7 protein-coding genes and 3 rRNA genes are annotated in these 13,197 nt (G+C 65.8%); all 10 read left to right on the top strand.

Features of this window, described 5'->3' with window-relative positions:
- Positions 1 to 2: 2 nt before the first annotated feature.
- The 10 genes from argF to rrf all read left to right on the top strand — a co-directional run bounded on the left by argF (position 3) and on the right by rrf (position 13,035).
- The gene (gene argF / locus HGK68_RS09590) at positions 3 to 935 is read left to right on the top strand and encodes an ornithine carbamoyltransferase (protein ID WP_169165764.1); all 933 of its coding nucleotides are present in this window, start codon (positions 3 to 5) and stop codon (positions 933 to 935) included.
- Positions 932 to 1,468, top strand: a complete 537-nt coding sequence (locus HGK68_RS09585; protein ID WP_169165763.1) for an arginine repressor — start codon at positions 932 to 934, stop codon at positions 1,466 to 1,468. The genes argF and HGK68_RS09585 overlap by 4 nt, the downstream gene beginning before the upstream one ends.
- Before the next feature lie 42 nt (positions 1,469 to 1,510).
- Complete coding sequence (locus HGK68_RS09580) at positions 1,511 to 2,749, top strand: argininosuccinate synthase (RefSeq protein WP_169165762.1); 1,239 nt, start codon at positions 1,511 to 1,513, stop codon at positions 2,747 to 2,749.
- Positions 2,742 to 4,178, top strand: a complete 1,437-nt coding sequence (argH, locus tag HGK68_RS09575; RefSeq protein ID WP_169165761.1) for an argininosuccinate lyase — start codon at positions 2,742 to 2,744, stop codon at positions 4,176 to 4,178. The genes HGK68_RS09580 and argH overlap by 8 nt, the downstream gene beginning before the upstream one ends.
- Before the next feature lie 142 nt (positions 4,179 to 4,320).
- The gene (locus HGK68_RS09570) at positions 4,321 to 4,905 is read left to right on the top strand and encodes a nucleoside/nucleotide kinase family protein (RefSeq protein WP_169165760.1); all 585 of its coding nucleotides are present in this window, start codon (positions 4,321 to 4,323) and stop codon (positions 4,903 to 4,905) included.
- Positions 4,906 to 5,079: 174 nt separating this feature from the next.
- The gene (locus HGK68_RS09565; protein ID WP_246260725.1) at positions 5,080 to 5,763 is read left to right on the top strand and encodes a DNA-3-methyladenine glycosylase; all 684 of its coding nucleotides are present in this window, start codon (positions 5,080 to 5,082) and stop codon (positions 5,761 to 5,763) included.
- Positions 5,764 to 5,851: 88 nt separating this feature from the next.
- A complete protein-coding gene (gene tyrS / locus HGK68_RS09560; protein WP_169165758.1) occupies positions 5,852 to 7,114 on the top strand; it encodes a tyrosine--tRNA ligase in 1,263 nt (420 codons plus the stop codon).
- 726 nt (positions 7,115 to 7,840) lie between these two features.
- A 16S ribosomal RNA gene (locus tag HGK68_RS09555) occupies positions 7,841 to 9,361 on the top strand.
- Between the two features lie 350 nt (positions 9,362 to 9,711).
- Positions 9,712 to 12,822, top strand: a 23S ribosomal RNA gene (locus HGK68_RS09550).
- Between the two features lie 96 nt (positions 12,823 to 12,918).
- Positions 12,919 to 13,035 (top strand): 5S ribosomal RNA (gene rrf, locus HGK68_RS09545).
- The 16S, 23S and 5S rRNA genes sit together here, the layout of an rRNA operon.
- Positions 13,036 to 13,197: the final 162 nt, after the last annotated feature.

The raw sequence follows: 13,197 nt of genomic DNA, 5'->3' as shown, positions 1-13,197 counted from the left end.
CGATGACCCGCCACTTCCTGCGCGACGACGACCTGAGCCAGGCCGAGCAGGCCGAGGTGCTGCAGCTCGGACTCGACCTGCGCGCCGACCGGTTCGCACACACCCCGCTGAGCGGACCGCGCGCCGTCGCTGTGCTCTTCGACAAGCCCTCCACCCGGACCCGGGTGTCGTTCAGCGTCGGGATCGCCGAGCTGGGCGGCTATCCGCTGGTGATGGACTCCGGCTCGTCGCAGCTCGGTCGCGGCGAGCCGATCGAGGACACCGCGCGGGTGCTGGACCGCCAGGCCGCCGCGATCGTCTGGCGCACCTTCGCCCAGGACAACGTCGACCGGATGGCGGCGGCTGCCTCGGTGCCGGTGGTGAACGCCCTGACCGACCTGTTCCACCCGTGCCAGATCCTGGCCGACCTGATGACCATCGCCCAGCATCGCGGGGGAGTGGCGGCGCTGCCCGGCCAGACCTTGACGTATGTCGGGGACGCCGCGAACAACATGGCGCACTCGTATCTGCTCGGAGGTGCCACCGCGGGGCTGCACGTGCGGATCGCCGGTCCGGCCGGGTACCTGCCCGACCCGGAGATCGTCGCCCGTGCCGACCAGATCGCCGCGACCACCGGGGGATCGGTCCAGGTCGGCACCGACCCGATCGCCGCTGTCACCGGTGCCGACGCCATCGCCACCGACACCTGGGTCTCGATGGGTCAGGAGAACGAGTCGCTGGCTCGCACCGATCAGTTCGACGAGTTCGCCGTGACCTCCGACCTGCTCGGCCACGCGGCCCCCGGTGCACTGGTCCTGCACTGCCTGCCCGCCTACCGCGGCAAGGAGATCGCCGCCGACGTGATCGACGGGCCGCAGTCGGTGGTCTGGGACGAGGCCGAGAACCGCCTGCACGCGCAGAAGGCGCTGCTGGTCTGGCTGTTGGAGCGGGCATGACCGAGCCCGCCACCACCACCGGCCGGGTGCCCAGCACCAAGGCGGCCCGGCACGCCCTGATCACCGGCCTGCTCGCCCGCCAGCCGGTGCACTCCCAGTCCGAGCTGGCCGACCTGCTCGCGGCCGACGGGGTCACGGTCACCCAGGCCACCCTGTCCCGCGACCTGGTCGAGCTGCGCGCGGTCAAGATCCGCACCCCGCACGGCGCGCTGGCGTACGCGGTCCCGGCCGAGGGCGGCGACCGCACCCCGACCCCGGTCGCCGACACCGAGGCCCTGGCGGCCCGGCTCGCCCGGCTGTGCGGCGAGCTGCTGGTCACCGCCGAGGCCAACCAGAACCTGGTCGTCCTGCGCACCCCACCCGGTGGCGCGCAGTTCCTGGCCTCCGCCATCGACCATTCGGTGCTGCCGAGCGTGCTCGGCTCCATCGCGGGTGACGACACCATCCTGGTGATCGCCCGCGAGGGCACCGAGGGCAGCGCGCTGGCTGCCCGCTTCCTCGAGCTGGCCTCGCCAGCATCAACCACCGCCTGACCTGACCCTCCCTGTCTCCACGAGATCGAAGAAGGAACACACATGACTGAGCGCGTCGTCCTCGCCTACTCCGGCGGACTGGACACCTCCGTGGGTATCGGCTGGATCGCCGAGGCGACCGGTGCCGAGGTGATCGCCGTGGCGGTCGACGTCGGCCAGGGCGGTGAGGACCTGGAGACCATCCGTCGCCGCGCCCTGGACTGCGGTGCCGTCGAGGCCTACGTCGCCGACGCCCGGGACGAGTTCGCCGCCGAGTACTGCATGCCCGCGCTGCGCGCCAACGGCATGTACCTCGACCGCTACCCGCTGGTCTCCGCGCTGTCCCGCCCGGTGATCGTCAAGCACCTGGTCCGCGCCGCCCGGCAGTTCGGCGCCACCACCGTCGCCCACGGCTGCACCGGCAAGGGCAACGACCAGGTCCGGTTCGAGGTCGGCATCACCTCCATCGCCCCGGACCTGAAGTGCCTGGCCCCGGTTCGTGACCTGGCGCTGACCCGCGACAAGGCGATCGAGTTCGCCGAGCGCAAGCAGCTGCCGATCGCCACCACCAAGCACAACCCGTTCTCCATCGACCAGAACGTCTGGGGCCGCGCCGTCGAGACCGGCTTCCTGGAGGACATCTGGAACGGTCCGACCAAGGACGTCTACACCTACACCGACGACCCGACCTTCCCGCCGGTCGCCGACGAGGTCGTCATCACCTTCGAGCAGGGCATCCCGGTCGCCCTGGACGGCGTCGCCGTCACCCCGCTGCAGGCCATCCAGGAGATGAACCGCCGCGCCGGTGCCCAGGGCATCGGCCGGATCGACATCGTCGAGGACCGCCTGGTCGGCATCAAGTCCCGCGAGGTCTACGAGGCGCCCGGCGCCATCGCGCTGATCGCCGCGCACCAGGAGCTGGAGAACGTCACCGTCGAGCGCGAGCAGGCCCGGTTCAAGCGCCAGGTCGAGCAGCGCTGGACCGAGCTGGTCTACGACGGCCAGTGGTTCTCCCCGCTGAAGAAGTCGCTGGACACCTTCATCGACGACACCCAGCGCTACGTCTCCGGCGAGATCCGGATGGAGCTGCACGGTGGCCGCGCCACGGTGACCGGTCGGCGTTCCGACTCCGGCCTGTACGACTTCAACCTCGCCACCTACGACACCGGCGACACCTTCGACCAGGCGGCGGCCCGCGGCTTCATCGAGATCTACGGCCTGTCCTCCAAGTTGGCGGCTGCCCGCGACGTGAAGTTCGGCCGCGGCGAGGACCTGGGCGAGCAGGGCGGCATCAGTGCCTGAGCAGCCCACGGGGGAGCCGACGGAGCACGTCGCGCTCTGGGGTGGCCGGTTCGCCGGCGGCCCGGCGGATGCGTTGGCGGCACTGTCGAAGTCGACCCACTTCGACTGGCGGCTGGCCCCGCAGGACATCGCCGGGTCGACGGCGCACGCCCGGGTGCTGCACGCTGCCGGTCTGCTGACCGACGAGCAGCTGGCCGGGATGCTGGACGCCCTGGACCGGCTGCTCGCCGATGTCACCTCCGGTGCCTTCACCCCGGCGCCGGACGACGAGGACGTGCACACCGCCCTGGAGCGCGGCCTGATCGAGCGTGCGGGCGCCGACCTCGGTGGTCGCCTGCGCGCGGGCCGGTCCCGCAACGACCAGATCGCCACCCTGGTGCGGATGTACCTGCGCCAGGAGGCCCGGCACCTCGCCGGTCTGGCCCTGGACGTGGTGGACGCCCTGGTCGCGCAGGCCGAGTCGGCGGGGGAGGCGATCATGCCCGGTCGCACCCACCTGCAGCACGCCCAGCCGGTGCTGCTCGCCCACCACCTGCTGGCGCACGCCTGGCCGCTGCTGCGGGACGTCGAGCGGTTCACCGACTGGGACCGGCGCGCCGCCGTCTCGCCCTACGGCTCCGGTGCCCTGGCCGGGTCCTCCCTCGGACTCGACCCGGTCGCCGTCGCCTCCGACCTGGGCTTCGACTCGTCGGTGGAGAACTCCATCGACGGCACCGCCAGCCGGGACGTGGTCGCCGAGTTCGCCTGGGTCTCCGCCATGCTCGGCGTCGACCTGTCCCGGTTCGCCGAGGAGATCGTCCTCTGGTCCACCCACGAGTTCGGCTTCGCCCGCTTGGACGACGCCTACTCCACCGGGTCGAGCATCATGCCGCAGAAGAAGAACCCGGACGTCGCCGAGCTCGCCCGTGGCAAGGCGGGCCGGATGGTCGGCGACCTCACCGGCCTGCTGACCACGCTCAAGAGCCTCCCGCTGGCGTACAACCGTGACTTGCAGGAGGACAAGGAGCCGGTCTTCGACCAGGTCGACACCCTCTCGGTGCTGCTGCCCGCCTTCGCCGGCATGGTCGCCACCCTCCGGTTCGACACCGACCGGATGGCCTCCCTCGCGCCGCAGGGATTCTCCCTGGCCACCGACATCGCCGAGTGGCTGGTCCGCCAGGGCGTCGCGTTCCGGATCGCCCACGAGGTCGCCGGTGCCTGCGTCCAGGCGTGCGAGCAGCACACCCCGCCGATCGAGCTGTGGGAACTGACCGACGACGAACTCGCGGCCATCTCCGAGCACCTCACCCCCGCAGTCCGCGAGGTGCTCACCGTCGAGGGGTCGGTCGCCTCCCGCGACGCCCGCGGCGGCACCGCCCCGATCCGGGTCGCCGAGCAGCTCACCCGTGCCCGTACCCGGGCGGCGGAGCTGCGCGAGTGGACCCGCTGAGGTGACCCAGGCGCGCCCGGGGCGGAGGCCGTCCCGCACGGACCCGTCCGCCCCGGGCGCCGCCGCACCGCCCGACCACCCCGGCGACCACCCCGCCGAGCCTCCCGGTACCCCGGCACCCCACCCCTCCACCGAAGGCGATATGTCGCCCGGGTCGCCGAGGGCCGACATCCCCACGCTGGCGACCCTGCTCGCCCGGATCCGGTCCGCCCCCGCCCACCTCGGTCACACCCGCCTGATCCTGGTCGACGGCCCGGCCGGCTCCGGCAAGACCACCCTGGCCGCCGCCCTCGCCGCGGCCCTGCACCACCCGCCGTTGATCCACATGGACGACCTCTACCTCGGCTGGTCAGGACTGGACGCCGGCATCGACCGACTCCGCGACGAGGTGCTGCGCCCCCTCGCCGACCACCGACCCGCCGCCTACCGCCGGTACGACTGGTTCTCCGGGGAACTCGCGGAGACCGTCCAGGTCCCCGCCGCCGATCACCTGATCGTCGAAGGCTGTGGCTCCGCCGCCCGTCGCACCGCCGGCTCGGCCAGCACCGTGCTCTGGGTCGAGACCGACGACGCCGAGCGCCTCGCCCGCGGGCTCGCGCGCGACGGGGACGACGCCCGACCGCACTGGCTGCGCTGGATGACCGCCGAACGGGCCCACTACACCGCGGAGCGCACCCGCGAACGGGCGGACCTCCGCCTCGACGGCCACGGCCACCTCCTGCCCTGACCGACTCCGGTCCGCGCGCAGCCGTCGACGTCCACCCGCTCTGGGCACCTCACCCGCCCCGCCCCGTCCATGCGGCAGGATGGCCCCGTGAGCCAGGCCCCGGACCCCGTCGCCCCCGCCGGGCACGACCACGGCCCGGTCACCTCCCCGGCCGAGGCCCCGGCGTCCGACGACGTGCAGGTCGACGCGCTACCGGTCCCGGCCCGCACCTGGTTCCAGCGCGGGTCGCTCGACGTCGCGGCCGACCTGCTCGGCACCCTGCTGACCGTCGCTTCGCCAGAGGGCACCGTCACCATCCGGCTCACCGAGGTCGAGGCCTACGACGGCGCGAACGACCCCGGCTCGCACGCCTTCCGTGGCAGGACCGCCCGGAACGCGGTGATGTTCGGCGAGCCCGGCCGCCTGTACGTCTACCGCCACCTCGGCCTGCACCACTGCATGAACATCGTCACCGGACCGGCGGGCCACGCCTCGGCGGTGCTGCTGCGTGCCGGTGAGGTGGTCGACGGGGTGGAGTTGGCCCGCGCCCGGCGCGCCGCCGCGGGTGTGGTCGACTCGGACCGCCAGATCGCCCGGGGGCCCGCCCGGCTCACCGTCGCGCTCGGGATCGACCTGTCGGCCAACGGCGCGGACATCACCGAGCCCGGCGGCCCGATCACCCTGCACCGTCGACCGGATGTGCCTCGCCCGCCCTACGCGACCGGCCCCCGGGTCGGGGTGAGCGGTGACGGCGGCGACGCCACCCGTTTCCCGTGGCGGCTGTGGCTGACCGGTGAGCCGACCGTGTCCGCCTATCGACCGGCGTATCGACGGCCGACGTCGAGGAACAGCCCGCAGCGCGGGGCGACGTCGGCATGAGTCCTTCGCGCGGGCGTGCTGTCTCCGCCCGTCGCCCCCGACACCCCGTGCGGTGCTCCCGCACGGTCGATTCCCCGAGGAGTACGACGTGACCCACATCCTGGACGAGCTCGCCTGGCGCGGACTCATCGCCCAGAACACCGACGTCGAGGCGCTGCGCGAGGCCCTCGCGGCGGGACCGGTGACCTTCTACACCGGCTTCGACCCCACCGCGCCGAGCCTGCACCACGGCCACCTCGTCCAACTGATCGTCATGCGGCACCTGCAGCTGGCCGGACACCACCCGCTCGCTCTGGTCGGTGGCGCCACCGGTCTGATCGGTGACCCGCGGATGTCCGGTGAGCGGGTGCTCAACACCAAGGACACCGTCGCCGAGTGGGTGCAGCGCCTGCAGACCCAGATCGGTCGCTTCCTGGACTTCGACGGCGAGAACCCGGCGCGGATGGTGAACAACCTGGACTGGACCGGCGAACTGTCGGCGATCGACTTCCTGCGTGAGATCGGCAAGCACTACCGACTCGGCACCATGCTCGCCAAGGACACCGTCGCGCGTCGACTGGCCAGCGACGAGGGCATCTCCTTCACCGAGTTCAGCTACCAGATCCTGCAGGGGATGGACTTCCTCGAGCTGCACCGCCGCTACGGCTGCACCCTGCAGACCGGGGGCAACGACCAGTGGGGCAACCTGCTGTCCGGGGTGGAGCTGATCCGCAAGAGCGAGCAGACCACCGTGCACGCGATGACCACGCCGCTGATCACCAAGGCGGACGGCACCAAGTTCGGCAAGTCCGAGGGTGGGGCCATCTGGCTCGACCCGGAGATGATGAGCCCCTACGCCTTCTACCAGTTCTGGCTCAACGTCGACGACGCCGAGGTCGTCGGCTTCCTCAAGGTTTTCACCTTCCGCACCCAGGAGGAGATCGCCGAGCTCGAACGCCTGACCACCGAGCGCCCGGCCGCACGCGAGGCCCAGCGCGCTCTGGCCTACGACGTCTGCAGCCTGGTGCACGGGACCGACGCGACCGACAAGGTGATCGCCGCCTCTCGGGCGCTCTTCGGCGGGGGAGACCTGAGCGAGCTGGACGCCGCCACCCTGGGTGCGGCCACCGCCGAGCTGCCCACCGCCGAGGTGCGGGTCGGCGACCCGATCGTCGACGTCCTGGCGGCGACCGGCATCGTCCCGTCCAAGGGCGCAGCCCGGCGCGCGATCGCGGAGGGCGGTGCCTACGTCAACAACCGCAAGGTCACCGACGACGCCGCCACCGTGTCCGCCGACGACCTTCTGCACGGGCGGTGGGTCCTGGTTCGTCGCGGCAAGCGCACCCTGGCAGCCGGCCGGGTCGTCGCCTGACCCACCCACGACGACGGGGTGGCTCCGATGCGTGGAGCCACCCCGTCGTCGCCCCGGCTGGCGGCGCGATCGGTCCGGGTGCAGTCTGGACGCACAACCGAGGACGCGAGCGGGCCGAGAACCGACGGGACGCAGCGCCACGAGCACGGACATCGGGCATCGACGCAGGTCAGATGCCCTGGATGACCGCGCGGTCAAGCTGATTTGACGCTCACCCGAGGGTCCGCGTAATGTTCTCTGAGTCGCCCGGCAGGGAGGAACGGACACCGCGGATCAACCCGGTGGCTGGTCCCACGAGCGACATCCCCTCAGATCGACCGACAGACGCTTCGGCGTCGCGTTCGTCGCGCTGAGACCAGATCAGGAAGATGAATCAGCCGGAAACGGCCGGTGAATCCGCCCGAAACGGTCTGGTAAGCTTGAAAACGAAGAAGCCTCCGGCCGGAAGCTCCACCAGGAGCCGAAAGAGGATGCGCGACTGTTCTTTGAGAACTCAACAGTGTGCCTAAGTAGTTGATGCCAAATGGCTCGGCTTGCTTGGAGTCTACTACCAGCATGGTGGTGGGTGAAGGGTGGTCGAAGCTTTTGGTTGATATGCATGATCCGGACCCCGTCCGGGTTGTGTGATACAGCCGAATCTGATTGGTGCCACATTCGTCAGCGTGTGTGGTGCCGCTTTGTGTGTCGGTTGCTCGCTGCCTTCGGGTGGTGGGTGCCAATGAGACATTCACGGAGAGTTTGATTCTGGCTCAGGACGAACGCTGGCGGCGTGCTTAACACATGCAAGTCGAACGGTGAAGCCCAGCTTGCTGGGTGGATCAGTGGCGAACGGGTGAGTAACACGTGAGTAACCTGCCTCTGACTCTGGGATAAGCCTTGGAAACGGGGTCTAATACTGGATACGAGACGCTCGGGCATCCGAAGTGTCTGGAAAGATTTATCGGTCAGAGATGGACTCGCGGCCTATCAGCTTGTTGGTGGGGTAATGGCCTACCAAGGCGACGACGGGTAGCCGGCCTGAGAGGGCGACCGGCCACACTGGGACTGAGACACGGCCCAGACTCCTACGGGAGGCAGCAGTGGGGAATATTGCACAATGGGCGCAAGCCTGATGCAGCGACGCCGCGTGAGGGATGACGGCCTTCGGGTTGTAAACCTCTTTCAGCAGGGAAGAAGCGAAAGTGACGGTACCTGCAGAAGAAGCGCCGGCTAACTACGTGCCAGCAGCCGCGGTAATACGTAGGGCGCAAGCGTTGTCCGGAATTATTGGGCGTAAAGAGCTCGTAGGCGGTTTGTCGCGTCTGGTGTGAAAACTCAAGGCTCAACCTTGAGCTTGCATCGGGTACGGGCAGACTAGAGTGCGGTAGGGGAGACTGGAATTCCTGGTGTAGCGGTGGAATGCGCAGATATCAGGAGGAACACCGATGGCGAAGGCAGGTCTCTGGGCCGCAACTGACGCTGAGGAGCGAAAGCATGGGGAGCGAACAGGATTAGATACCCTGGTAGTCCATGCCGTAAACGTTGGGCACTAGGTGTGGGGCTCATTCCACGAGTTCCGTGCCGCAGCAAACGCATTAAGTGCCCCGCCTGGGGAGTACGGCCGCAAGGCTAAAACTCAAAGAAATTGACGGGGGCCCGCACAAGCGGCGGAGCATGCGGATTAATTCGATGCAACGCGAAGAACCTTACCAAGGCTTGACATACACCGGAAACTTCCAGAGATGGTTGCCCCGCAAGGTCGGTGTACAGGTGGTGCATGGTTGTCGTCAGCTCGTGTCGTGAGATGTTGGGTTAAGTCCCGCAACGAGCGCAACCCTCGTCCTATGTTGCCAGCGGGTTATGCCGGGGACTCATAGGAGACTGCCGGGGTCAACTCGGAGGAAGGTGGGGATGACGTCAAATCATCATGCCCCTTATGTCTTGGGCTTCACGCATGCTACAATGGCCGGTACAAAGGGCTGCGATACCGCGAGGTGGAGCGAATCCCAAAAAGCCGGTCTCAGTTCGGATTGGGGTCTGCAACTCGACCCCATGAAGTCGGAGTCGCTAGTAATCGCAGATCAGCAACGCTGCGGTGAATACGTTCCCGGGCCTTGTACACACCGCCCGTCAAGTCACGAAAGTCGGTAACACCCGAAGCCGGTGGCCCAACCCTTGTGGGGGGAGCCGTCGAAGGTGGGACTGGCGATTGGGACTAAGTCGTAACAAGGTAGCCGTACCGGAAGGTGCGGCTGGATCACCTCCTTTCTAAGGAGCATCTGGCACCCGCGAAGGTGGGTGTTCAGGGGCCATGCCCAGGCCGTACGTGTCTGGGGTGGTGCTCATGGGTGGAACATCAACTGCGGTCACTGTTTCGTGGCTGGCGTCTAGTACAACTCCTGTGGGGGTGTGGAACGAGGCTGGTGATGGGGTGGTGGCCTTGGGCGCACTGTTGGGTCCTGAGGGAACAGCCCGCGAGGGTGGTGACTTCAGTACGGGCCTGGTTGACCGTGTCAAACCGTTCACACTGTTGGTGTGGGTAGGTGCGGGTTGTATCTGGGGATCGTTCGTTGTTTGAGAACTGCACAGTGGACGCGAGCATCTTTGTATGTCTTTGTGGTCAAGTTTTTAAGGGCACAGGGTGAATGCCTTGGCACTAGGAGCCGAAGAAGGACGTTGTAGCCTGCGATAAGCCTCGGGGAGTTGGCAAACGAACCGTGATCCGAGGATTTCCGAATGGGGAAACCCCGCACGAGTCATGTCGTGTGACCTGCACCTGAATATATAGGGTGTGTGGAGGGAACGCCGGGAAGTGAAACATCTCAGTACCGGCAGGAAGAGATATTCCGTGAGTAGTGGCGAGCGAAAGCGGATGAGGCCAAACCGTATGCGTGTGATAGCCGGCAGGCGTTGCGTATGCGGGGTTGTGGGACCTTTCGGGTTGTTCTGCCGAGCAACCAAGGAGTTACAAAGTCGTGTCATAGTCGAAGGGCATTGAAAGGCCCGGCACAGAGGGTGGTACCCCCGTAGACGAAATGGCATGGCCTCCTGAAGGGGATCCCAAGTAGCACGGGGCCCGAGAAATCCCGTGTGAATCTGGCAAGACCACTTGCTAAGCCTAAATACTACCTAGTGACCGATAGCGGACAAGTACCGTGAGGGAAAGGTGAAAAGTACCCCGGGAGGGGAGTGAAATAGTACCTGAAACCGTGTGCCTACAATCCGTTGGAGCCTCCTTAGCAGGGGTGACAGCGTGCCTTTTGAAGAATGAGCCTGCGAGTTAGTGGTACGTGGCGAGGTTAACCCGTGTGGGGAAGCCGTAGCGAAAGCGAGTCCGAATAGGGCGATCATAGTCGCGTGCTCTAGACCCGAAGCGAAGTGATCTAGCCATGGGCAGGTTGAAGCGCGGGTAAGACCGCGTGGAGGACCGAACCCACTTGGGTTGAAAACCGAGGGGATGACCTGTGGTTAGGGGTGAAAGGCCAATCAAACTTCGTGATAGCTGGTTCTCCCCGAAATGCATTTAGGTGCAGCCTCGCGTGTTTCTTGCCGGAGGTAGAGCTACTGGATAGCCGATGGGCCCTACCAGGTTACTGACGTTAGCCAAACTCCGAATGCCGGTAAGTGAGAGCGCGGGAGTGAGACTGCGGGGGATAAGCTCCGTAGTCGAGAGGGAAACAGCCCAGACCACCAGCTAAGGCCCCTAAGCGTGTGCTAAGTGGGAAAGGATGTGGAGTTGCACAGACAACCAGGAGGTTGGCTTAGAAGCAGCCACCCTTGAAAGAGTGCGTAATAGCTCACTGGTCAAGTGATTCCGCGCCGACAATGTAGCGGGGCTCAAGTACACCGCCGAAGCTGTGGCATTCACACATACTGCTAGGCCTTCGTGGTCCAGGCGTGTGGATGGGTAGGGGAGCGTCGTGTGGCGGGTGAAGCTGCGGGGTAACCCAGTGGTGGACGCTACACGAGTGAGAATGCAGGCATGAGTAGCGAATGACGGGTGAGAAACCCGTCCGCCGAATGACCAAGGGTTCCAGGGCCAGGCTAATCCGCCCTGGGTAAGTCGGGACCTAAGGCGAGGCCGACAGGCGTAGTCGATGGACAACGGGTTGATATTCCCGTACCGGCGAAGAACCGCCCATACCGAGCCCGGTGATGCTAAACGCCCGAGCCCGCACATCGACCACTTCGGTGGTCACCGTGTGGGGGAGCGCGTGACCCGATCCGGTAGTAGGTAAGCGTATTAACAGGAGTGACGCAGGAAGGTAGCCCAGCGTGGCGATGGTTGTCCACGTCCAAGGTCGTAGGGCGAGTGGTAGGCAAATCCGCCACTCACATAGCCTGAGAACTGATGGTGACAGCGTATGCTGGAAGAGGGTGATCCTATGCTGCCGAGAAAAGCTTCGACGCGAGGTTCTAGCCGCCCGTACCCTAAACCGACTCAGGTGGTCAGGTAGAGAATACTAAGGCGATCGAGTGAATCGTGGTTAAGGAACTCGGCAAAATGCCCCCGTAACTTCGGGAGAAGGGGGGCCTGAAGCGTGAACCGACTTGCTTGGGGAGCGTGGAGGGCCGCAGAGACCAGGGGGAAGCGACTGTTTACTAAAAACACAGGTCCGTGCGAAGTCGCAAGACGATGTATACGGACTGACGCCTGCCCGGTGCTGGAAGGTTAAGAGGACGGGTTAGCCGTAAGGCGAAGCTCAGAATTTAAGCCCCAGTAAACGGCGGTGGTAACTATAACCATCCTAAGGTAGCGAAATTCCTTGTCGGGTAAGTTCCGACCTGCACGAATGGCGTAACGACTTCCCCGCTGTCTCAACCGCGAACTCGGCGAAATTGCACTACGAGTAAAGATGCTCGTTACGCGCAGCAGGACGGAAAGACCCCGGGACCTTTACTATAGCTTGGTATTGGTGTTCGGTGCGGCTTGTGTAGGATAGGTGGGAGACTGTGAAGCGGGCACGCCAGTGTTCGTGGAGTCAACGTTGAAATACCACTCTGGTCGCTCTGGATATCTAACCTCGGTCCGTAATCCGGATCAGGGACAGTGCCTGGTGGGTAGTTTAACTGGGGCGGTTGCCTCCTAAAATGTAACGGAGGCGCTCAAAGGTTCCCTCAGCCTGGTTGGCAATCAGGTGGCGAGTGCAAGTGCACAAGGGAGCTTGACTGTGAGACTGACAGGTCGAGCAGGGACGAAAGTCGGAACTAGTGATCCGGCGGTGGCTTGTGGAAGCGCCGTCGCTCAACGGATAAAAGGTACCCCGGGGATAACAGGCTGATCTTGCCCAAGAGTCCATATCGACGGCATGGTTTGGCACCTCGATGTCGGCTCGTCGCATCCTGGGGCTGGAGTAGGTCCCAAGGGTTGGGCTGTTCGCCCATTAAAGCGGTACGCGAGCTGGGTTTAGAACGTCGTGAGACAGTTCGGTCCCTATCCGCTGCGCGCGCAGGAAACTTGAGAAGGGCTGTCCCTAGTACGAGAGGACCGGGACGGACGAACCTCTGGTGTGCCAGTTGTTCCGCCAGGAGCACGGCTGGTTAGCTACGTTCGGAAGGGATAACCGCTGAAAGCATCTAAGCGGGAAGCCTGCTTCAAGATGAGGTTTCCATGCCCCTTGTGGGTGAGAGGCTCCCAGCTAGACCACTGGGTAGATAGGCCGGATGTGGAAGGCAGGACTAACGACTGCCGCAGCTGACCGGTACTAATAAGCCGACAACTTCACCACAACATCATTGCTACGCGTCCACTGTGCGGTTCCCGAACCGCGAACACCCCTGACCCGACCGGGTTGCAGGAGAGGTGTTTGATAGTTCGATAGAGTTACGGCGGTCATAGCGAGGGGGAAACGCCCGGTCCCATTCCGAACCCGGAAGCTAAGCCCCTCAGCGCCGATGGTACTGCACTCGCCAGGGTGTGGGAGAGTAGGACGCCGCCGGACACCTTTCAACGAAAGGCCACCCCTCATGGGGTGGCCTTTCGTCGTTTTCGGACCGTGCTGGGCACGGCAGATGTGGTGGACCGGCCTGGACGCGCGCCGTGGCGACGCCCCGTGTGGGGTGTCGGGTCCGCGGATGAGACGATGACGCGCAGGTGTCTGACG

Origin of the sequence: Cellulomonas taurus (genome assembly GCF_012931845.1) — a bacterium.
GTDB lineage: Bacteria > Actinomycetota > Actinomycetes > Actinomycetales > Cellulomonadaceae > Cellulomonas > Cellulomonas taurus.
The sequence above is the reverse complement of the archived record's forward strand: the minus strand, read 5'-3'. Positions and strand labels throughout refer to the sequence as shown.